Annotated in this window: 16 protein-coding genes, 1 tRNA gene and 2 pseudogenes; 7 read left to right on the forward strand and 12 right to left on the reverse strand. The window is 53.6% G+C overall.

The features are described 5' to 3' along the window. Positions 1-74 precede the first annotated feature (74 nt). Complete coding sequence (locus JDW22_RS00315; protein ID WP_200520895.1) at positions 75-1,037, reverse strand: tRNA dihydrouridine synthase; 963 nt, start codon at positions 1,035-1,037, stop codon at positions 75-77. 8 nt (positions 1,038-1,045) lie between these two features. Between JDW22_RS00315 and JDW22_RS00320 the strand changes: the two are divergent. Then, positions 1,046-1,459, forward strand: a pseudogene (locus JDW22_RS00320) (aspartate carbamoyltransferase); the annotation flags it as partial. A 3-nt stretch (positions 1,460-1,462) separates the two neighbouring features. Beyond that, positions 1,463-2,815, forward strand: a complete 1,353-nt coding sequence (locus JDW22_RS00325; RefSeq protein WP_200520897.1) for a LamG domain-containing protein — start codon at positions 1,463-1,465, stop codon at positions 2,813-2,815. A 610-nt stretch (positions 2,816-3,425) separates the two neighbouring features. Here the strand turns inward: JDW22_RS00325 and JDW22_RS00330 are convergent. From JDW22_RS00330 to JDW22_RS00340, 3 genes are all read right to left on the reverse strand, one after another. After that, positions 3,426-4,892 carry an efflux transporter outer membrane subunit gene (locus tag JDW22_RS00330; protein WP_200521917.1) on the reverse strand — a complete coding sequence of 489 codons (1,467 nt, stop codon included), beginning with the start codon at positions 4,890-4,892 and terminating at the stop codon, positions 3,426-3,428. A 67-nt stretch (positions 4,893-4,959) separates the two neighbouring features. Then, the gene (locus JDW22_RS00335) at positions 4,960-8,151 is read right to left on the reverse strand and encodes an efflux RND transporter permease subunit (protein ID WP_200520898.1); all 3,192 of its coding nucleotides are present in this window, start codon (positions 8,149-8,151) and stop codon (positions 4,960-4,962) included. 10 nt (positions 8,152-8,161) lie between these two features. Continuing rightward, positions 8,162-9,448 carry an efflux RND transporter periplasmic adaptor subunit gene (locus tag JDW22_RS00340; RefSeq protein ID WP_200520899.1) on the reverse strand — a complete coding sequence of 429 codons (1,287 nt, stop codon included), beginning with the start codon at positions 9,446-9,448 and terminating at the stop codon, positions 8,162-8,164. A 164-nt stretch (positions 9,449-9,612) separates the two neighbouring features. Here JDW22_RS00340 and mtrR point away from each other — a divergent pair, with 164 nt between their 5' ends. The 4 genes from mtrR to JDW22_RS00360 all read left to right on the forward strand — a co-directional run bounded on the left by mtrR (position 9,613) and on the right by JDW22_RS00360 (position 13,899). Continuing rightward, the gene (gene mtrR / locus JDW22_RS00345) at positions 9,613-10,233 is read left to right on the forward strand and encodes a multidrug efflux system transcriptional repressor MtrR (protein ID WP_200520900.1); all 621 of its coding nucleotides are present in this window, start codon (positions 9,613-9,615) and stop codon (positions 10,231-10,233) included. Positions 10,234-10,483: 250 nt separating this feature from the next. After that, positions 10,484-11,866, forward strand: a complete 1,383-nt coding sequence (locus JDW22_RS00350) for an amino acid permease (RefSeq protein ID WP_200520901.1) — start codon at positions 10,484-10,486, stop codon at positions 11,864-11,866. Positions 11,867-12,010: 144 nt separating this feature from the next. Next, positions 12,011-13,246 (forward strand): multifunctional CCA addition/repair protein, encoded by a 1,236-nt coding sequence (locus JDW22_RS00355; protein WP_200520902.1) that lies wholly within the window; start codon positions 12,011-12,013, stop codon positions 13,244-13,246. 167 nt (positions 13,247-13,413) lie between these two features. Continuing rightward, positions 13,414-13,899: a copper chaperone PCu(A)C gene (locus JDW22_RS00360; RefSeq protein ID WP_200520903.1), complete on the forward strand. Its 486-nt coding sequence runs from the start codon at positions 13,414-13,416 to the stop codon at positions 13,897-13,899. Positions 13,900-14,007: 108 nt separating this feature from the next. On the opposite strand, the gene fdx is transcribed toward JDW22_RS00360, so the two are convergent. Together fdx and JDW22_RS00370 are read right to left on the reverse strand one after the other, a co-directional pair. Continuing rightward, the gene (fdx, locus tag JDW22_RS00365) at positions 14,008-14,349 is read right to left on the reverse strand and encodes an ISC system 2Fe-2S type ferredoxin (RefSeq protein ID WP_200520904.1); all 342 of its coding nucleotides are present in this window, start codon (positions 14,347-14,349) and stop codon (positions 14,008-14,010) included. Between the two features lie 272 nt (positions 14,350-14,621). After that, positions 14,622-15,185 (reverse strand): c-type cytochrome, encoded by a 564-nt coding sequence (locus JDW22_RS00370; RefSeq protein WP_200520905.1) that lies wholly within the window; start codon positions 15,183-15,185, stop codon positions 14,622-14,624. Between the two features lie 163 nt (positions 15,186-15,348). Between JDW22_RS00370 and JDW22_RS00375 the strand changes: the two genes are divergently transcribed. After that, positions 15,349-15,421: transfer RNA gene (locus JDW22_RS00375), tRNA-Arg, on the forward strand. A gap of 187 nt (positions 15,422-15,608) precedes the next feature. Here the strand turns inward: JDW22_RS00375 and JDW22_RS00380 are convergent. From JDW22_RS00380 to JDW22_RS00405, 6 genes and pseudogenes are all read right to left on the reverse strand, one after another. Next, positions 15,609-15,986, reverse strand: a complete 378-nt coding sequence (locus JDW22_RS00380) for a SirB2 family protein (protein WP_200520906.1) — start codon at positions 15,984-15,986, stop codon at positions 15,609-15,611. A 59-nt stretch (positions 15,987-16,045) separates the two neighbouring features. Continuing rightward, complete coding sequence (locus JDW22_RS00385; protein ID WP_200520907.1) at positions 16,046-16,702, reverse strand: DUF3108 domain-containing protein; 657 nt, start codon at positions 16,700-16,702, stop codon at positions 16,046-16,048. 9 nt (positions 16,703-16,711) lie between these two features. After that, positions 16,712-17,341: a phosphoribosylglycinamide formyltransferase gene (gene purN / locus JDW22_RS00390; protein WP_200520908.1), complete on the reverse strand. Its 630-nt coding sequence runs from the start codon at positions 17,339-17,341 to the stop codon at positions 16,712-16,714. 451 nt (positions 17,342-17,792) lie between these two features. Continuing rightward, on the reverse strand, positions 17,793-19,505 hold the full coding sequence (argS, locus tag JDW22_RS00395) for an arginine--tRNA ligase (protein ID WP_200520909.1): 1,713 nt from the start codon (positions 19,503-19,505) through the stop codon (positions 17,793-17,795). 11 nt (positions 19,506-19,516) lie between these two features. Beyond that, positions 19,517-20,070 (reverse strand): annotated as a pseudogene (locus JDW22_RS00400) (pseudouridine synthase). A gap of 85 nt (positions 20,071-20,155) precedes the next feature. Further along, on the reverse strand, positions 20,156-20,635 hold the full coding sequence (locus JDW22_RS00405) for an Lrp/AsnC family transcriptional regulator (protein ID WP_003796556.1): 480 nt from the start codon (positions 20,633-20,635) through the stop codon (positions 20,156-20,158). Between the last annotated feature and the right edge of the window lie 312 nt (positions 20,636-20,947).

Consider the following 20,947-nt stretch of genomic DNA (forward strand, 5'->3'; position numbering starts at 1 on the left):
GGCTTGGCTTGATGTAAACGAAACCCAGCGGATGAACGCTGGGTTTTTTGTTTCAGGCTGCCATAGGCGGCGGTTCAGGCAGCCTGAAAATCCTGCAACACGCATTGGATTTCGCTCGCTTCGCGCAAGGTGCGCACGGTGGCAAACAGTTGCGCCGCTTCGGGGTAGGCTTTTTTCATCATGCCGAGCCATTGTTTGAGCCGCGCGACGGCGTATTTGCCTTGCGGCTCGTGCGCGAGGCACAAATCAAAAAACAGGCGTATCCAATCCATGATTTCCGCGTTGAATGCGGCAGCCTGAACGGGCTCGCCGCGCAGGTGTTGCTTGATTTGGCGCGCCAAATCGGGGCGCATCACCGCGCCGCGCCCAATCATCACGTCGTCGCAGCCGCTGGTTTGGCGGATGGCGAGGTAGTCGTCCAGCGTGAACACGTCGCCGTTGGCGATGACGGGGATGGCGACGCGCTCGCGGATGGTTTTGAGCCAATGCCAATGGGCGGGCGGTTCGTAGCCTTGCACTTTGGTGCGGGCGTGGATGGTGATTTGGCTGGCGCCGCCTGCGGCGATGGCTTGGGCGTTAGCGACGGCCAAATCGGTGTTTTCAAAACCCAAACGCATTTTAGCGGTGAGGTTGATGTGTTCGGGCAGCCTGAAACGCAGCTCGTGCACGATTTGGCGGATGCGCTCGGGCTCGCGCAGCAGGATGGCGCCGCCTTGGTGTTTGTTGACGGTGGGGGCGGGGCAGCCGAAGTTGAGGTCTATGGTTTGCACGCCGAGGCGCACGGCTTCCAGCGCGTTTTTTGCCATCATGTCGGCATCGCTGCCGAGCAGTTGGGTGGTGCAGGGGATGCCCGACGGGGTGCGGTTTTGCCGGGCGATTTCGGGGACGTGGCGCAGCCATGTGACGCGGGAATGGACGGTGTGGGTGATGCGGACAAATTCGCTGACACATTCGTCGTAGCCGCCGATGCGGGTGAGCAGGTCGCGCATGGGGGCATCAGTTAGCCCTTGCATGGGGGCGAGAATGAGTTTAGGCATAGTGGTTTTCGCTGGCGCAAGCCTTAAAACGCTTCGGCTGCGAATTTGCATTTATGTCGCCGCCCAGCCTGGCCATGCCCGAATACATTACCGAAGAATTGGACGAAGCCGGCGCAAAATGGCAGATACTGCCCAATTTGGAAAGTGCGGCGGAATGGGCAGATATCCTGTATATGACCCGCGTGCAGCGCGAACGCTTCGATGGCGTGGAATTCGCCAAAATCCAAGGCAAATTCAACCTGCATGCCGCCACTTTGGCCAATGCCAAACCCAATCTGCGTGTGCTGCACCCCCTGCCGCGCGTGGACAAAATTGCACCCGACGTAGATGGCACGCCGCATGCTTATTACTTTGAACAAGCACAAAACGGCGTATTTGCGCGTATGGCCATGCTTGCATTTGTGTTGAATGAGAATGTGTAGATATTGAGTTTTCATTCAGCCGATAAATCAATTTTTGCCAGAAAGTTCAAACGAATGTATGCGAGAAAATTATTGGTGGTGATGTGCTTGGCAGCACTTACCGCAGGCTGCAATAAAGACGAAAAATCAGGTCTGGGCACAGCAAAAGGCTTGGCCACGGCCAACTCAACCTCCGGCTCATCTTCCAATAACAATAACTATGCGAAACTCGGAGGACGAGAATACACTTCCGCACAAACGCCTGCACCTGCCCCAAGTCCTGCGCCTGCTCCAGTGCCGACGCCTAATCCGACACCGGCGCCAAGTCCCGTACCCACCCCTTCACCGACGCCGTCTCCAGCGCCAGCACCTACACCGGCTCCCACGCCCGCACCTTCCGAAAACGGCTGCGAACATCCGACCGATGAATCCGGTCAATGGCGAAGCGAGAAATGCTATGAATTCAAGGAAGGGCGCGTGCCTGCCGATTGGGAAAGCAAAGAAATCCGCAATCATTTGCACAGTTATCTGTCCTACCTGCCGGACAACATCTCTTTCGTGGCCGGCGATTATGCCCAACTGACCACGCGCCGCCACTGCGTCGATAAAGAAGGCGACCCCTTGAACGACAGCAACGCCACCTCTGGCGTGTGTCCGGCGGGAAAAGTCACCCAATATTCCAGCGGCCGGCTGGAAACCATCGGCATGGTGGATGCAAGCCGCCCGTTCCGTGCCGAAGTCCGCGCCAAAATGAATTGGAACGGGCTGCGCGGCATGCGCACTGCGCTTTGGCTGAACAAACATACAAACGAAGATAGCATCCGCACCTGCAAAACCCCTGGCGGCGGTAGTGCGCCTTATGGTTCGCTGCTGATTCTGGAATGGTTCTCCGCCATGCCGGATTATGCCTTCCCTGCATCCAGCATCAGCTGCTATTATAGCACGGCGGGCAAAGAATGGCGCACGCGCGTATTCGTGCATCGCTTGGAAAACCGTATCCGCAACCGTTCCACTTGGCTGACGCACGATTGGCATGTTTGGGCCATCGAATATGATGGCACCAAAATCCGTTATTACATGGACGGCAAGCTGATTCCCGTGCACCATTACCGCGTGAACGATTCCAGCACGGTCGATGTGACCGACTATCGCAGTTTCACGCCGGACGGTACATACGTTTCTACCATGCCCGACGAGGACTACACCAAACTGCAAATCGACCCTGATTTGGTCGAACAAGTGCTCCGCAACGACAAATGGCATTTCGTTTTGAACGATTATGTGGAATGGGAAGACAATCTGGATCCTCCGTCGATCCAAGAGCCGTTCCCGATGCAGACCACGCAGATTGACTATGTGCGGTTGTACTATAAATAACAAATAACATCCCATGCAGGCTGCCCGAAAGCGATAGATTCGTGTATTATCGGGCAGCCTGCAATATTTCATGAGCACCATGCCCAATATGCCCGCCCGCCTGACCAACCCCCTTGGCATTATCCTTGTTGTGATGCTGCTGCTTGTCATTAGGGTGCAGGCTGCTTTGCGTTGGCGCACGTTATTGGCGTTGTCAGCACTTATGCCGTGCCCGGCCAGCCCGAACAGGTGCGCCTGCTCCAACGCCCAATCAATCATCCGCGGAACCGGCCAACCGCGCTGCGAACTCGGCTATTGCCAAGGGAGTAGGGTGGGGCAGCCTGAAAAGGGGGTTGATGTTTCAGGCTGCCTATGTATGGAAGATGAGTTGTGTTGGGCTGTGTTTCAGGCTGCCTTACTTATGGAGCGGGCTGATGTTTGTTTAACGAATGGATGGCTGCGTTCAATCGCTTTTCAGGCTGCCGTAGTAATGAATATAAGCAACGCCAAACATCGGTTTCAGCTATTCAACCTGCAGCACAACAAGACAACGCAACAGCCATGTCGCCACACAAAATAGGCAGCCTGAAAACATCAAACCCGTTTTCAGGCTGCCTTTTGGTTCGCAAGGTTATTGGGCGGTTGCCTGTTTGCTTGTTTGCACGGCGGTTTTTGCCGCCTTGATTTCCTGCTGTGTGGCGGCGTCGTCGCTGGAATAGCGTTTCAAGCCGCCGCCCAAGGCTTTATACAAATCCGCCAAGTTTTCCAGCAGGCTCAGCTGGGTGGACAACACGGAAGTGTCTGCCGAATAGCTGCTGCGTTGCGCGTCCAGCAAATCCAATGCGCTGGAAACGCCGTGTTTGTAGCGCAGGGTGGTTAAGCGCAGGCGTTCGTTGTAGGCTTTTTGTTGCGCCAGGTTGGAATCGTATTGCGTGTTCATGGCGGCGCGGGCAACCAGCGCATCGGCCACGTCGCGGAACGCGCCTTCAACGGTGGCTTCGTAGGCGACTACGGCTTTTTCCTGCTCAATTTTGCTCACTTTCAACTGGTTGCGGCGTTGCCCCCAGTCAAAAATGGGCAGCGACAGATTGCCGCCGTAAGACCATGTTTTATTGGACGAGTTAAATAAATTGCTCAACTGGCTGCTGCCAAAGCCCAAAGTGCTGGTGAGGCTGATGGTTGGGAAGAACGCGGCGCGTGCCACGCCGATATTGGCATTGGCGGCTTTAAGCGTGTGCTCTGCCGCGATGATGTCGGGGCGGTTGAGCAGCAAGTCGGATGGCAAGCCTGCGGGCAAGTTTCGGATTTTAAACTGCTTGCTCAACGCCAAAGGCGCGGGCAAATCGTCGGGGATTTTTTGGCTAATCAGCAATTCCAAAGCGTTGCGCGCTTGCTCGCGGGCGCGCACGGCGGCGGCGTAGCTGGCTTTGGCGTTTTCAATCATCGCTTCTTGCGAACGCAAATCCAGCGCGGAAATCACGCCTGCTTTGTGGCGCACTTTCGCCAAATCGTAGGTTTTTTGGTAGCTCGCCAAAGTTTTTTCGGATAACGCCATTGCGGCGGTGGCGTATTGCTCGTTGAAATACGCTTTGGCAACGCTGGCAATCAGGCTCAGATGCGTGGCATCACGGCTGGCGGCGGTGCTGAAATATTGTTGCAGCGCGGCTTGGCTGCTGTTGCGCACGCGCCCCCACAAATCCAGCTCAAACGCGGAAATGCCCAAGCCTGCGTTGTAGCTTTCCACGTCGCCGCGGCTGCGGCTTGCGCCACCGTTTGCCCCGAGGCTCGGGAACTGCGATGAGCGGGTAATCGCGTATTGGGCGCGGACTTGCTCCACGTTCAAATTGGCGGTGCGCAAATCGGTGTTGTTTTTCAGGGCGATTTCAATCAGCGCGTGCAGGCGCGGGTCGGCAAAATAGTCTTGCCAGCCCAGTGAGGCAGCCTGAAAGGCTTGTTCGCCGTTGCGCTGCGCATCGTATTTGAAGGTGTCGGACGGCAGTTCAACATTGGGTTTTTCGTATTTGGGCGCAAGGTTGCACGCCGATAGGGCAATGCTTAGGGCAACCGCAGTCAATGAATGATTTAAAACAGGTTTCATAATTTTCCTTCCATAGATGATTTTCAGGCTGCCTATGGTATTGCATTTTGAGGCAGCCTGAAAACCGTTAATGCTTGCTAAACGCTTGGGCATCCATGTCTTCTTCATCGTCAAACAGATCCAACTCTCCTTGAACGGGCGGTTGCTTGCCGCCTGTAAAGAAGCGGACAACAAGGTTCACGATGATATAGAACATCGGCACAAGGAACACCGATAGGAATGTGCCCACCAGCATACCCCAGAACACTGCCGTGCCAATCGCGCGTTGGCTGGCTGATGATGCGCCCGTGGCGATATACATCGGCACAATGCCCAAGATAAACGCAAACGAAGTCATCAAAATGGGGCGGAAACGCAATTTGGCGGCGCGTAATGCCGATTCGGCAATGGATTTGCCCGCGTTGTGCAAGTCTTGGGCAAACTCAATAATCAGAATGGCGTTTTTCGCGCTCAAACCCATTACCGTAACCATGCCCACGGTGAAATACACGTCGTTGCTGTAACTACGGATTAACGCGCCCACAGCCACGCCCAACATCCCCAGCGGTGCAACCATACCCACTGAAAACGGAATAGCCCAGCTTTCATACAACGCTGCCAATACCAAGAATACGGCAATCAGAGCCAGCAAATAAATCATGTTTTGCTGCGATGTGCCTTTGGCTTCCTCGCGGGATTGACCTGCCCATTCCAAGCTGTAATTGCCTTCCAAGTTGTCCACCATTTTTTTCACTTCCGCCATCGCTTCGCCGGTTGATTTGCCGGCAGCGGGCGCGCCTGTGATTTGCATGGCAGGATAGCCGTTAAAGCGTTCGCTTTGCTCCATGCCTTTTTCCCATTTTGCGGTGGCAAAAGAGGAAAGCGGAATCAGCGTGCCGTTGCCCGCGGGCACGGTTAAAGCCAAGATGTCTTCAGGCTGCATCCGCGATTGGGCGGTGGCTTGCACAATCACCCGCTGCAAACGCCCGTCGTTGGGGAAGTCGTTGACATAAGTGGAACTCAACGCCGTGCCCAGCACGCTGCGGATGCTGGCGAAACTTACGCCGTTGGATGCCGCTTTCATGCGGTCGATTTCAATTTTTAATTGCGGCGCATCGTCCAAGCCGCTGGCACGCACGTTTGATGGGTCAAACATGGCAGGGTTTTGGCGCATTTTTTGGATTAACTCATCGCGGCGGGCAACCAATTCTTCGTGGTTGTATGTGCCACGCGCTTGCAAATAGAAGCTGAAACCCGAGTCGTTACCCAATTCCATAATTGGCGGCGGGTTCAACGCCAGCGCGAAACCGTCTTGGATGGCACCGCTCATCATCGCGCCGGTGATTTTGCCTGCCACAGAAGTGGCATCGCTGCCCGCTTGGGTGCGCTCGCTCCAGTCTTTGAGCATGATAAAGCCCATACCCATGTTTTGACCGCTGCCTGTAAAGCTAAATCCAGACACGGTAATCACATCTTGGACTTCGGGCATAGAATGCGCCACTTGGTTCAGCGTTGACAAAGTTTTTTCCGTGCGCTCGGCGGTTGCGCCGGAAGGCAGCTGCACGGTGGTCATGATGAAGCCTTGGTCTTCGCTGGGGATGAACGAGCTGGGCAAACGGCTAATCAACACGAATGCGCCCGCGCCCAACGCCAAGTAAATCACAAACATCACACCTGCTTTGCGCAAGGTTTTGCCAATCCAGCCCGAATAAGTGCGCGTGCCTGCGTTAAACACGCGGTTAAACCAACCAAAAAAGCCTTTTTTGGTGTGGTTATGCCCTTTGGGAATCGGTTTGAGCATGGTGGCGCACAAGGCGGGAGTCAGCGTTAACGCCAAGAAGGCGGAGAAACCAATCGCAAATACCATCGTGAGCGAGAATTGGCGGTAAATATTGCCCGCTGCGCCGCTTAATAGCGACAGCGGCACAAATACCGAAACCAACACGGCGGTAATGCCGACCACCGCGCCTGAAATTTGCGTCATCGCTTTTTTGGTGGCTTGTTTTGGGCTTAACCCTTCTTCCGCCATAATCCGTTCCACGTTTTCCACCACCACAATCGCATCGTCCACCACAATACCGATCACCAACACCATGGCAAACATGGTCATCACGTTGATTGACATGCCCAGATATGAAATCGCGGCAAACGCGCCCAGCAGGGAAATCGGCACAACAATGGTGGGAATCAGCGTGTATCGGAAGTTTTGCAGGAAGATAAACATCACGATAAACACCAGCACAATCGCTTCCACCAGTGTGTGAATCACTTTTTCAATAGACAAAGATACGAAAGTGGAGGTGTCGTAGGGTGCTGACCATGTTACGCCTTGCGGGAAGAAGTTTTGCAGCTCGTTCATTTTGGCTTTAATTGCCGTTGCGGCTGCCAAGGCGTTACCTGTGTTAGACAGCGAAACCGCCATACCTGCGGTTTTTTTGCCGTTCAAATAAGAAGACGTATTATAAGATTGGCTACCTAAGCCAATTTCTGCCACGTCTTTCAAATAAACGTTGGCACCGTTGGTGTCGCTGCGCAGCAAAATATTGCCAAATTCTTCGGCGGTTTTCATTTGCCCTTCCGCGCTGATGGTGGCGGTGATTTGCTGCCCTTGGCTGCTGGGCAAATCGCCCAATGCGCCCACCGATAACTGCGCGTTTTGCGCGGAAATGGCGGCGGTTACATCGGCGAAGGAAATGTTGTAATTTTTCAGCTTGGCAGGGTCCACCCACACGCGCATGGCGCGTTGTGCACCAAACAAGCGCACATTGCCCACGCCTTCAATGCGTTGCAGCTCGGGTACAACGTTGCGTTGCGCATAGTCCAGCAGCTCTTCGGACGATTTGGTTTCCGATTGCAGGAACACCACCATCAGGAAGTTGGAGCGTGCTTTGGATACGGTAATCCCGTTTTGTTGCACGGTGGAAGGCAGCAAGGCGGTTACTTCCGAGAGCTTGTTTTGCACGTTCATCTGCGCCAAGTCTTCGTTGGTTTCGGGCGTGAACGTGAGCGTTACGCTGCCCCTGCCGCTGGAATCGGCGGAAGTGGTCATGTAATCCAAGCCTTCCACGCCGTACATATTGCGCTCAATCACCGCCAATACGCTGTCTTCCATCACTTTTGCCGATGCGCCGGGGTAGGTGGCGGTGAGCGTGATATTGGGCGCGGCAACGGACGGATATTGCGAAATGGGCAGATTGCGAATGCCGATGACCCCCGCAATCATGATGAAAATCGCAATCACCCACGCGAAAATCGGTCTGTCAATAAAAAACTTAGCCATGTTTTATTCCTTATTTGGCGGCAGAGGCTGCCTGAATTTCGGATGCGGCGGCTTTTTCTGCCGATGCGGCGGCAGGCGTTGGGGTGGCAGAATTTGCGCCCGATGCGGCTGCTTGCGGCGCAGATGCGTTTTCAGGCTGCCATTCTTTGGTTTGCACCTTGTTTGCGCCGGTTCGCGCAATCATTTGCCCTGCAATCATGGTGCCGTCCACAATCACTTTGTCGCCTGCTTTCAAGCCTTCGCTAATCACCCAGTTGGTGCCTTTTTGCCCTGTGATTTTTACCACGCGCGGCTCCATACCGCCTTGCGCGTTTACCACCATCACAGTATCCGTTTGACCGCGCGTAACGGCTTGTTGCGGCACGACAAAAGCGTTGGTTACGCCCGCCAGCGGCAATTTCACGCGAACGTATAAGCCGTTCATCAAAATGTGTTCGGGGTTGGGCACGATGGCGCGGATGGTGAATTGCCCTGTGCTTTCGTCCACCGTTGAATCGGCAAACAGCAAACGCGCTTTGTGCGGATATTCGCTGCCGTCTTCCAGTATCACGCTAGCTTCCACGCTTTCGTTTGCCACGCGGTCGCCCGAGGCAAGCTGTTTGCGCAGTTTCAGCATATCGCTGGCAGATTGTTTGATATTGACATATAGATTGTCGTTTTCGGTAATCAACGCCATTTGTGTGCTGTTGGCGTTTACCAACGCGCCCTCGGTTACCAGCGATTGCCCGATTACGCCTGAAATTGGTGCGGTGATGTGCGCGTGGTTCACGTTCACTTGCGCGGCTTTAATCGCGGCGTTGGCGGATTTTACTTGCGCTTGGGCGGAGCGTTGCGCGGCAAGGGCGGCATCCCATTCTTGTTTGCTGATGGCATCGGCAGCCACCAAAGGTTGATAGCGCGACACATCGGCGTTGGCTTTGGCGAGCGCGGCTTGTGCGTTGGCAAGGCTGGCGCGCGCGCTTTCTAGGTTGGCAACGTAGCTGGCATCATCCAGTTGATACAAAGGCTGCCCCGCGCGAACCGCGTCGCCCTCTTGGAACAGGCGGCGTTTCACGATGCCCGAAACTTGCGGAATAATCGGCGCAGAACGCACGGCTTCCAAGCGGCCGGGCAAATCCGTTTCCAGCAATACGTTTTCTGGATGAACCGTCAGCACGCTCACGGTGGGGGCGGGCATTTGCTGTTTTGCGCCTGCGCCTTGCTGCTGCGCGCTTGCGCCGTCTTTGCCGCCACACGCCGCAAGAGCCAACGATGTAGCCGCTGCTAACACGGCGATACGCCAAGGTTGTATGGTCATAACTTTGTTTTCCTGTTTGACTGATGATTGAAACATTTTCAGGCTGCCTGAAAAAACGCAATGGTTTTCAGGCTGCCTTTTAAGGATGGATAAAACGCGGTATTATACATATATTGATGAATGTTGATTAAAATTTTTAAAAACAAGCCATAGGGAGCAACCGAATGCGAAAAACCAAAACCGAAGCGCAAAAAACACACCAGCATTTGCTGGATGCGGCATTAGAAGTTTTTTGGCGCGACGGCGTAACCCGCGCTTCGTTGCAGGCGATTGCCCAAGAGGCGGGCGTTACGCGCGGCGCGTTGTATTGGCATTTCAAAAACAAGGAAGATTTGTTTGAAACGCTGTTTGAACAGCAATATGCGGATTTTTTTGCCGCGTTTAACGACCAAACCCTGCGCGACAACCAAGACGTATGGACGCATCTGCAACACAATCTAACCACCATGTTTGAAACCTTGGCAACCAGAGAATCCAAACACAAATTTTGCAATGTGATGTTTTCAAAATGCGAGCAAACTGCCGGCAATGAAACGATTACCGAACTGGCGTGCCGCTATCACCGCCTGTTCCAAAAGCAGATTGCTTACGCGCTGCAATTGAGCCGCGAGCAGGGCAGGCTGCCTGAAAACACGGATATCGAACTGGCGGCGATTTATTTGGAAAGCAGCTTGGTGGGCTTGATTAAAATTTGGATTGACGAGCCTGAGCGGTTTGATTTGATTGCGAAATCCAAGCGCGTAATTGCGGCGAACATGCGCGTGTTGCAGCAAGGGTTGGCGTAGCGGCGCGCTGTCGGCATGGGCAGCCTGAAACGGCTTATCCGTTTTCAGGCTGCCTTTTGTTAATCTATGTTAATTTTTTTATGCCAAACGCTTGCTTACTTGCTTTGGCATCGGTTATATTGCGGTTAATTATATCGTTTATGGCACGGCGTAACGGCTGTGTTTTTTGTTTCAACCCGTTGTAAGCAAAGTTCGGCAGCCTGAAAAGGCCGGAACGGTTTGCAACACACACTAATAAAGAGCAACCATCATGCAAACGCAACACCACAACAAACAAAACGATGGCTTACAACGCAATCTGCAAAACCGCCATTTGCAGCTGATTGCCATTGGCGGCGCCATTGGTACGGGCTTATTCATGGGCTCGGGCAAAACCATTCACTTGGCGGGACCGTCGGTGCTGCTGACTTATATCCTGATTGGCTTTTTCATGTTTTTCATCATGCGCGCGATGGGCGAATTGCTGTTGTCTAACTTGGAATACAAGTCGTTCACCGATTTCACCCACGATATTTTGGGTTCCGGCGCAGGTTTTTTCGTGGGCTGGACGTATTGGTTTTGCTGGGTGGTAATCGGCATTGCCGATATTGTCGGCATCACGGGTTATATGCAGTTTTGGTGGCCCGACATCCCGCTTTGGCTGCCGGGGCTGTTTTGCGTCATCGTGATGGCGAGCATGAACATGCTGACCGTGAAACTGTTTGGCGAAATGGAGTTTTGGTTTGCCTTAACCAAAATCATCGCCATCATCGGTTTGGTTTTAACCGGCGCGTATTTGATTTTAATCGGCTTTGTTGATCCCGTTTCGGGCGAGAAGGCTTCGTTGAGCCATTTGTGGGCGCGCCCCGGCGGATTTTTCCCCAACGGTATCAGCGGCTTTTTCTCGGCGTTTCAAATTGCGTTTTTCGCGTTTTTGGGGATTGAACTGGTGGGCACGGCGGCGGCGGAAACCAAAGACCCTTACACCAATCTGCCTGCGGCGATTAACCGCATTCCCATCCGCGTGATTGTGTTTTATGTGCTGGCTTTGGCGGTGATTATGACGGTTACGCCGTGGGATGTGGTTAACCCCAAAGTAAGCCCGTTTGTGAACATGTTTACCATGATTGGTATCCCGATTGCCGCCAGCCTGATTAACTTGGTGGTGCTGGCTTCTGCGTTGTCCTCTGCCAACGGCGGGATGTTCTCCACAGGGCGGATGCTGTTTGGCTTGTCCAGAAACAACGTTGCGCCGCGCATTTTTGGCAAATTGAACATCAACGGCGTGCCTGCGCCTGCGTTGCTGTTCTCCTGCGCGTTTTTGTGTTTGGGCCCGATTTTGCTGTACCAAGAGGGCAGCATCATGGAAATTTTCACGGTGGTTACCACCATTTCCAGCATCGGCTTTATTTTTGTGTGGATTATGATTCTGCTCTCTTACATCAAATACCGCAAAATGCGCCCCGAACTGCACAAGGCTTCCATTTACAAAATGCCGGGCGGCGTGGTGATGGCGTGGGTTTGCCTGGCGTTTTTGGTGTTCGCGCTGTATCTGTTTTCGCGCGATGACGATACGCTGCAAGGCTTGTTGTATATGCCGATATGGTTTGGGATTTTAACCGTGGCGTATTTAACGAAATACCGCAAGCCTTAATCTGCGTTTTCAGGCTGCCTTGGGATGCAACAAAAGGCAGCCTGAAAATCATGTAAACAAAAACCGAACAAGCGTTGGCAAATGCTTATGCTGATTTTCAGGCTGCCTTATCATGCAGCCTGAAACTTTTTTGGGAGTAATTTGATGCAAATTTATTTGGTTGGCGGCGCGGTGCGCGATCAACTGCTTGGTTTGCCCGTTAAAGACCGCGATTGGGTGGTGGTGGGCGCGGATGCCGATGAACTGCTGCGGCAAGGCTATCAGCCCGTGGGCAAAGATTTCCCCGTGTTTTTGCATCCCGTAACCCGCGAAGAATACGCCCTTGCCCGCACTGAGCGCAAAACCGCCAAGGGCTACGCAGGCTTCGCCTTTTATGCCGACAAAAGCATCACGCTGGAACAAGACCTGCTGCGCCGCGATTTAACCATCAACGCGATGGCGCAAGACGTTTCAGGCTGCCTCATCGACCCGTTTGGCGGGCAACACGATTTGCAACACAAAATCCTGCGCCACGTTTCGCCCGCCTTTGCCGAAGACCCCGTGCGCATCTTGCGCACCGCCCGTTTTGCCGCGCGATACGGTTTTGCCGTTGCGCCCGAAACCATGCAGCTGATGCGCGACATGGTGGCGGCGGGCGAAGCAGACGCGCTAGTTGCCGAGCGTGTGTGGCAAGAATTAGCCAAAGGCTTGATGGAAAACCAACCGCGCCGCATGATAGAAATCTTGCGCGATTGCGGCGCGCTCGCCATTCTGCTGCCCGAAGTGAACACGCTGTTTGGCGTGCCGCAACGCGCCGACTACCATCCCGAAATCGACACGGGCGAACACACGCTGCTGGTGTTGCAACGCGCCGCCGCGCTCGGCTTAACCCTGCCCGAACGCTACGCCGCGCTGCTGCACGATGTCGGCAAAGCCCTCACCCCCGCCGACATCCTGCCCAAACACATCGGACACGATATGCGCGGCATCGCCCCCATCCGCCAAATCAACCAACGCTGGCGTGTGCCCAAGCAATGCGCCGAGCTGGCGGAATTGGTGTGCGCATATCACATCCAACTCCACAACATCGGCAGCATCAAAAGCGCGGACAAAATCATCCATCTGCTGAAAAAAACGGATGCCTTCCGCCGCGGCGAGCGTTTTCAGGCTGCCTTAAACGTGTGCCAATGCGACCGGCAGGGCAGGCTGGGCAAAGCCGAAGCCGATTATCCGCAGCGCGCCCATTGCCTTGCCCTGCTTGCTGCCGCGCAAAGCGTGGACACAGGCGCAATCGCCCGACAATACGCCCACCAGCCCCAGCAAATCCCCATCAAAATTGACGAAGCTCGCGCCGATGCCGTGCGCCCCGTGCAACGCGCGTATCAGCACGAAGCGGAATAGGGCAGCCTGAAAACCTGTAACCCCAAGTAAGCAACTGAATTTAGGAATTTAAATTGCCGTTATAGTGTAATCAGACTATAATCGCTCCCGCTTTGGCAAATTCGCCAAACGCCTGCCCTTGTCTCATAATCGGCAGCCTGAAAACCGTTTTCAAAGGATTCAAAACCATGAAAAAAACCGTATTAACTCTTGCCACAGCATTATTGTGTTCAACCGCATTCGCCCACGGCATTGAAGCAGGCGAAGCCTACGCATACCCCACCGTTCAAGGCATGACCCAAGGTGGCGCATTCGTTAGCCTAACCAACACCGAGAAAAAAGACGACAAACTTATCGGCGCAACCGCCAGCAAACAATTTGCCGACAAAATCGAACTGCACACCCATGTGAACGACAACGGCGTGATGCGTATGCGCGAAGTCAAAGGCGGCATCCCCTTGCCAGCCGGTCAAACCCAAGAACTCAAACGCGGCAGCTACCACATCATGTTCTTCGGTTTGAAAAAACCGCTGCAAGAAGGCGATAAATTTGACCTAAATCTCAAATTCAAAAACGCCAAACCGCAAAAAATCACCGTAACCGTGAAACCCATGCAAGTAGGCGCAATGCCCGCGCATGACCACGGCGCAGGCGAAGCCAAACACGCGCACTAATTGGTAAACCGCGATACACAGCTTTTCAGGCTGCCTAAGATGCTCATTGGAACATTTTAGGCAGCCTGAAAACATTAAAGCAGCCCATTTCAGGCTGCCTTTTTGTAGTCAATGCTCCTCACGCGCATGGTTAATCGTGTATTTCGGGATTTCCACCACCAAATCCTCATTGCACACCTTCGCTTGGCAACTCAACCGCGATTCCGCCTCCAAGCCCCATGCTTGGTCAAGCAAGTCTTCCTCAATCTCGCTCGGCTCGGGCAGGCTGTCAAACCCCTGCCGCACAATCACATGGCAAGTGGTGCAGGCGCAAGATTTTTCGCAAGCATGGTCAATCTCAATGCCGTTATCCAACAGCACATCGCAAATGGTTTCGCCAGAGGGCGCGGTTTCAATGATTTTTCCCTCCGGGCAAAGCTCGGCATGGGGCAAAACGGTTATTTTGGGCATGGTTGTTTCCTTGTTTGTGTGTGAGGCGCGATTATAGCGGAATTAGAACCCATGTTCATAAGCAGCATAGCCGAATTTTTTATTCATTTTGGTGCGGATACAAGGCGAGTTTCAAGCCAATGGCGAGACTATTGGCGCAGAAGCTCAACGCCGTAGTCGTGCCAAAAGGGATAAAAAATGACTATGATGCTTGTGAATAGGGGTTCTTAGGCAGCCTGAAAACGAAAAACCGCATGAAACGTATGCCCATGCGGTTATGGTTGCGCGTGCGGTCAGCCGCCCGATTGTTTCACCATGTAATGCACCGTTGCTTTGATGTCGTCATCGCTCAACGCGGTGTTGCCCCCTTTGGGCGGCATGGCATTAAAGCCATTGATGGCGTGTTGCACCAAAGTCTCTTCGCCTTGTTTGATGCGCGGTGCCCAGTCTTCGTTTTTGGTTACTTTGGGCGCGCCGGGGATAGGCGAAGTTGCGCCGTGGCAGGCTTTGCAGGTTTGATTAAAAATTTCCGCGCCGCGAGCCGCTTGGGCATCGCCCCCACCACCTGATGCCGCAGGCGCAGAGGCACCGGCTGCATCGGAAGCAGGCGCAGAAGCATCACTGCTTGCCGCAGGAGTGGCAGCAGGCGCAGGGGCAATGTCTTTGGGCGCACCCACCACCAGCTGCCCGGCAGGCATAATGCGCGTTTCTGTTGCCTCTTTGGTGGTGGCATCCACATCGGCGTAAGAGCCGCTGCTTGCCAATTTGATTAACAATACAACAACAGCAACCACAATTACGATGCCGCTAACCAGTGTAAACAAGGCTGAGCCTTGGGTTTTGTTTTTTGAATTCATGGGATATTTCTCGCCATTAGGGGTTTGTGTTCAAAGTGGGTGTTAATTTAACTTAACATGATTTTGCGTGATTATACTGAATTTGCGGCTGGGTTTCCAAGTCAAAATAGCAGAGATTTTTTTGCGCAAAGGCGGATTTTCGGGTATCCTTGCGCACTTTCTTGTACCCGTAGCTCAGTTGGAAGAGTGTCGGTTTCCGAAGCCGAAGGTCGCTGGTTCGATCCCAGTCGGGTGCGCTTACAAAAAACCGCTGGTTCGCCAGCGGTTTTTTTGCGTTTGTGGCATGGCATCTAGATGTTAGAAATCACCGCGTTGTGCAAACGATACGGTGATTTTTTACCGATAGCCTTGTAAAGTTTTCAGCTTCTATTTCGTTCTATCTGCCGTTTTTCCATTTTCAGGCTGCCGCCGGTTGCAACGGCTTCACAACGGCTTCCAATGCGCCAAATAAATAATCGTCAGCACAATCAACATCCCCGCGCCATAGAGCCCGAACCATTTGCCGCTGCGGGGCGTGGCGCGCAGGCAAAACGCGCCCACAAAAATATAGGTGAGCACCAGCAGCAGTTTCACGCCCAGCCATTTGCTTGCGCCAAACGGCTGCCACGGCACAATCTGCATCATCAGCATGCCGGTAAACAACAGCATGGAGTCGTTGATGTGCGGCAGCACGCGCAGGATAACGGGCAGCGGTTTTTCAGGCTGCATGGTGCGCAGCCAAAAGCGCAGGTTAAACAAGACAATGGTGGTGGTAACAAAAATCAGGTGGGCATATTTGATGGGGAGGTAGAGGCTTTGCATGGTGTTCCTTTGTGGTTTGTAACGTGTTGAATAATGGTGAATTTGTTGTTTCAGGCTGCCTATTGCGCTGGCGCGGGCTGCCCGTCCATTTCCACGGCTTTGAGCGTGAGGCTGTATTTTTTGCCGCCCACGTTGTAGCGAATCAGCGCGGGCACGTTGCCCAAGTCGCTGGCAAGGGCGAGGAATATTTGGTCGTTGTCATGGCGCAGAGTGTAGGCTTGGGTGCGCGTTTTCAGGCTGCCTATGGTCATGCTTTTGCTGCTGCTGGGCGTTAGACGGTTGATGGGATAGAGTTTTTTGCCGTTGGTAATCACCAGTGGCATGGGCAGTTTGCCGTTGCTAAACGCCAGTTGCCATGTGAGCGAAAACAAATCCATCACTGTGCCTTGGGCGGTTTCGGTGTGCTTGCTGTCTTTTTTGCCCAGTCGCACGCGGCTGCTTGAAAACTGGGCGGAAGCGTATTCCTTGCCGTTGCGGATGTCGCGGTAGTAGCTGGGTTTGAGCTGCTCGCCGTCTATCGTGCCGCCGCTTTCAAAGCGCATTTTATACAACGGCACGTTGATTTTGGCGACGATGCGATACTGCTCGCCCTCGCGTTCAAACGACAGCGTGGCGGGGATGCCGAGGCTGGCTTTGTATTGGGCGTGGGCGGATTGTGGAATTTCGGCGTGCAATACGGGGGCGGCGAGTAGGGCGAGTAGGGCGAGGCGTTTCATGTTTGCTCCTTATGCCAACAGTTGCGCGGCGACATCGGCGCGGGGCGCGCTGCGCTCCACTCGCTTGCCGACGATTTTCAGGCTGCCTGAAACGAAATCTGCCACCGCTTGCGGCAAGAGTTGGTGTTCCACTTGCAGCACCCGCGCGGCGATGCTGTCTGCCGTGTCGCCGTCCAGAATGGGCACCACGCCTTGCGCGATAATCGCGCCGTTGTCCAATACTTCGGTTACAAAATGGATGGTGCAGCCTGAAACGCGGCAGCCTTCGTCTAAGGCGCGCTGGTGCGTGTGCAGCCCTGTGAACGCGGGCAGCAGCGAGGGGTGGATGTTGATGCAGCGGTTGGCGTAATGGGCGCAAAACTCGGGGGTTAAAATTCGCATAAAGCCCGCCAACACAACCAAATCGGGGGCATACGGGTCAATCAGTTGCATCATGGCACGGTCAAAATCGGCGCGGCTGGCGAAATCTTTATGGTTCAGCGCGGCGGTGGCGATGCCGCGTTCCGCCGCCCATGCCAAGCCTGCGGCTTCGGGGTTGTTGGATAACACGGCGGCGATGCGGGCGTTGGGGATGTTCGCGTTCACAATCGCCTGCATATTGCTGCCGCGCCCGGAAATCAGGATTACGATGTTTTTCATGGTGGTTTTTCCAAAGGGGGTTGGAGTTTGCCGAAACTTGCTTTGTTCATTTTTAGGCTGAGGCTTTTGCAAAAGCCCAGAGGCAGCCTGAAATCTAAAAATGGAACGGCGAGTGCTCATCGCTAAACGGTCTATTCAACAAGACTTTACTGATTGGCAAAATGTCGGACGCTCCATCTGTTGCCAGTCTCGCAAAGGTTTCAGGCTGCCTAATGGTTGGAACAGATAGTTGATTAAAATAAAAATGAGACAAGGCGACAACGAGTGCCGTGTAAAAGCACATAAGGGCGTTGGCAATGCCGTATCATTGCAATTTTAATCGACTATATAACACAGAGTAGGCTTTAACCCGCGCACCTTGCAAACGGCGCGAGTTAAAGCCTATTTTACGCGGCTGCCATCTGAGGCAGCCTGAAAGCCAAAAGTTTCAGCCAAGCCAAAACCATTGGGGTTACATCACATCCAACACGGCAATGCCCAGCAGGCCCAGCCCTGTTTTCAGCGTTTCGCCTGTTAATTTCGCCAGTTGCAAGCGGGTGTCGCGTGTTGCGCCTTCGGCTTTCAAAATCGGACAGGCTTCGTAGAAGCGGCTAAACAAGGCGGCGAGTTGATACAAATAATTCGCCAAATAATGCGGGAACGAGGTTTCTGCCACGCTGTTGAGCACATCTTCAAATTTCAGCAATTCAACGGCAAGCTGTTGTTCCAGCGGCTCTTTGATTTGCAAGGGGGCGGTTTCGTTCCAAGCCCCCGCGCGGCGCAGCACGCTTTGCACGCGCGTGTAGGCGTATTGCAGATAAGGCGCGGTGTTGCCTTCAAACGAAAGCATGTTTTCCCAATCGAAGATGTAATCGCTGTTGCGGTTTTTGCTCAAATCGGCGTATTTCACCGCGCCGATGCCCACGGCGCGACCGATTTGCGCGGCGGTGTCGGCAGGCAGTTCGGGGTTTTTCTCTTTCACCAAAGCGGTGGCGCGTTCGGTGGCTTCGTCCAGCAATTCCACCAGTTTCACAGTGTCGCCCGAGCGGGTTTTGAACGGTTTGCCGTCTTTGCCCATCATCGTGCCAAAGCCGATAAATTCGGCTTCCACGTTTTCAGGCAGCCAGCCTGCTTTGCGCGTGGCGGCAAAAAGCTGTTGGAAATGCAGCGATTGGCGCGTGTCCACCACATAAAGAATGCGGTCGGCGTGCAAATTGCGCACACGATGGCGCACGCAGGCCAAATCGGTGGTGGCGTATAGGAAGCCGCCGTCTTGTTTTTGAATGATAAAGGGCTGCGGGTCGCCGTCTTGGTTTTTCAATTCGTCCAAGAACATCACTTTGGTGCCGTTGTCGTCCACCGCCAAGCCGTGTTGCAGCAGCTCGTCCACCACGTTTTGCAAATCGTCGTTGTAAGACGATTCGCCCGCCACATCGCCGCGCTCCAACAGCAAGCCCAGTTTTTCGTACACGGTTTCGGCGTGTTGCAGCGAAATGTCCACGAATTTGCGCCACCAAGACAACACGGTTTCATCGCCGCTTTGCAGTTTCACCACATATTCGCGCGCGGTGTTGGCGAAATTTTCGTCTTCGTCAAAGCGCACTTTGGCGTTGCGGTAAAACTGTTCCAAATCCGCCAGACGGAAATTGGCATCGTCTTGCTGCTGCTCCGCCAAATAGGCAACCAGCATGCCAAACTGCGTGCCCCAGTCGCCTACATGGTTTTGGCGGATGACTTTGTGTCCCAAAAAGCCCAGCACGCGCGCCAAGCTGTCGCCAATGATGCTGGAACGCAAATGCCCCACGTGCATTTCTTTGGCAAGATTGGGCGATGAGTAGTCAATTACCACGGTTTTGCTTTTTGCCACGGGGGCAACGCCTAGGCGGCTGTCGGCGGCGCTCAGTTGCGCGGCGATAAATTCGGGGTTCAGGCGCAGGTTGATAAAGCCCGGGCCGGCGACTTCGGCGGCGGTAAACAGGGGATTGGTGGTAAGCAAATCGGCTACTTTTTGCGCCAGTTCGCGTGGGTTTTGTTTCAACGATTTGGCTGCGCCCATTACGCCGTTGATTTGGAAATCGCCAAATTTGGCATCTTTGGCGGGTTGCAGGGCGATGGGGCAGCCTGAAAGTTGGGCTGCGTCAAAGGCTTTTTGTACTTCTGCGGCTACGGTTTGGTGTAGTTTCATGATGGTTTCCGTTAGGGTAGAGTGGTTAAGGGTTGCCACTGTCCGAGTGGCAAGTCTAAATCAAATAAATTGATGCGCCCGATGCCTGTTCGCACCAGTCGCAAGCAGGGGTAGTGTGCTTTGGCGGTCATCCGCCTGACTTGCCTGTTTTTGCCTTCGGTGATGCGGATTTGTAGCCAGAAATCGGGCACGGTTTTGCGATAGCGCACGGGCGGGTCGCGCTGCCAGATGCGGGCGATTTCGGTGGGGGTGAGCAGGCGGGTTTGGGCGGGCTGGCAATGAAATCGCCCAAGTTCATGGGCTGTTCTAATTGCGCGATTTGCTCGGGATCGGGCGTGCCTTCTAGCTGCGCCCAGTAGGTTTTGATAAGTTTGAATTTCGGGCTGGCAATCCGCGCTTGTTGTTGTCCGTTGTCGGTGAGCAGCAGCAAGCCCTCGCTGTCGGTATCCAGCCGCCCGGCGGGGTAAACACGGGGCACGTTTACCAATTCTTTCAAATTGGGGTGTTTTTCGTGTGGCGAAAATTGGCAGATATAGCCATAGGGTTTGTTGAGCGCGATTAACATGATTTCAGGCTGTCAAACAATGCAATGGCGCAATTATACACAGTTTGCCCGCCTTTAAGGCAGCCTGAAAACGCCCGTGCCGCCATTATGCCAAATGCCCCAGCGGCAGCGCGGTGGTGCTTTTAATCTCTTTTAAAACAAAGCTTGATTTGGCATCCAACACGCAATTGTGCGAAAGCAACACATCCAGCACAAAATGCGAAAATGCATCCATGTTGGTGAAAAAGGCGTGCAGCAGATAATCCGATTCGCCCGTGAGCGCAAAGCAGCTTAACACTTCCGTCCACGTCCGCACTGCGCCCTCAAATTCACCGCGCGCCTGCGCCGATTTGTCGGTGGTTACGCGAATCATCACTTGCAAGCCCAAACCCAGCGACATGGGCGACAAAAGCGCGGCATAGCGGCGGATGATGCCGTTGTCTTCAAGCTGTTTTAAACGGCGCAAACAAGGCGATGGCGACAGCGCAACCCGCTCTGACAATTCCACATTGCTCAACCGCCCGTTTTCTTGTAGCACTTGCAGGATTTTTAAATCGATTTTGTCTAACACAACCGCTTGTTGCATAGCATGGTTTCCTTACTCAAATAAAGCCAAAAAACTTGTGAAGCCGTATTTCGCTTTATTTTTATTATTCAACCATTATCTTAAATCAACGAAACTTAACACACAATAGTTTGAAAAAAGTTATTTTATTAGAATTTTAAAGCGCGAAACTTTGTTACAAACACAAATAAAAGCGCGGTACTTTGGCACGACAAATGCTACTAAGAACCTGTATTCACTCTTTTCATAGGCATCTTTCATGCCCTAAAAACGCGGCTACTGCGTTAAAAATGCTCGCAAGGTGTTCAACCTTGCTGCGCTTTTTGCCTTGTA

The organism is Kingella bonacorsii (assembly GCF_016623605.1).
Classification (GTDB): Bacteria; Pseudomonadota; Gammaproteobacteria; order Burkholderiales; family Neisseriaceae; genus Kingella_B; species Kingella_B oralis.

Coding starts and splice junctions, on each gene's coding strand:
- JDW22_RS00315 (WP_200520895.1), bottom strand. CDS start 1,037: ATGCCTAAACTCATTCTCGCCCCCATGCAAGGGCTAACTGATGCCCCC.
- JDW22_RS00340 (WP_200520899.1), bottom strand. CDS start 9,448: ATGACCATACAACCTTGGCGTATCGCCGTGTTAGCAGCGGCTACATCG.
- JDW22_RS00335 (WP_200520898.1), bottom strand. CDS start 8,151: ATGGCTAAGTTTTTTATTGACAGACCGATTTTCGCGTGGGTGATTGCG.
- fdx (WP_200520904.1), bottom strand. CDS start 14,349: ATGCCCAAAATAACCGTTTTGCCCCATGCCGAGCTTTGCCCGGAGGGA.
- purN (WP_200520908.1), bottom strand. CDS start 17,341: ATGAAAAACATCGTAATCCTGATTTCCGGGCGCGGCAGCAATATGCAG.
- JDW22_RS00360 (WP_200520903.1), top strand. CDS start 13,414: ATGAAAAAAACCGTATTAACTCTTGCCACAGCATTATTGTGTTCAACC.
- JDW22_RS00355 (WP_200520902.1), top strand. CDS start 12,011: ATGCAAATTTATTTGGTTGGCGGCGCGGTGCGCGATCAACTGCTTGGT.
- argS (WP_200520909.1), bottom strand. CDS start 19,505: ATGAAACTACACCAAACCGTAGCCGCAGAAGTACAAAAAGCCTTTGAC.
- JDW22_RS00405 (WP_003796556.1), bottom strand. CDS start 20,635: ATGCAACAAGCGGTTGTGTTAGACAAAATCGATTTAAAAATCCTGCAA.
- mtrR (WP_200520900.1), top strand. CDS start 9,613: ATGCGAAAAACCAAAACCGAAGCGCAAAAAACACACCAGCATTTGCTG.
- JDW22_RS00350 (WP_200520901.1), top strand. CDS start 10,484: ATGCAAACGCAACACCACAACAAACAAAACGATGGCTTACAACGCAAT.
- JDW22_RS00385 (WP_200520907.1), bottom strand. CDS start 16,702: ATGAAACGCCTCGCCCTACTCGCCCTACTCGCCGCCCCCGTATTGCAC.
- JDW22_RS00330 (WP_200521917.1), bottom strand. CDS start 4,892: ATGAAACCTGTTTTAAATCATTCATTGACTGCGGTTGCCCTAAGCATT.
- JDW22_RS00370 (WP_200520905.1), bottom strand. CDS start 15,185: ATGAATTCAAAAAACAAAACCCAAGGCTCAGCCTTGTTTACACTGGTT.
- JDW22_RS00380 (WP_200520906.1), bottom strand. CDS start 15,986: ATGCAAAGCCTCTACCTCCCCATCAAATATGCCCACCTGATTTTTGTT.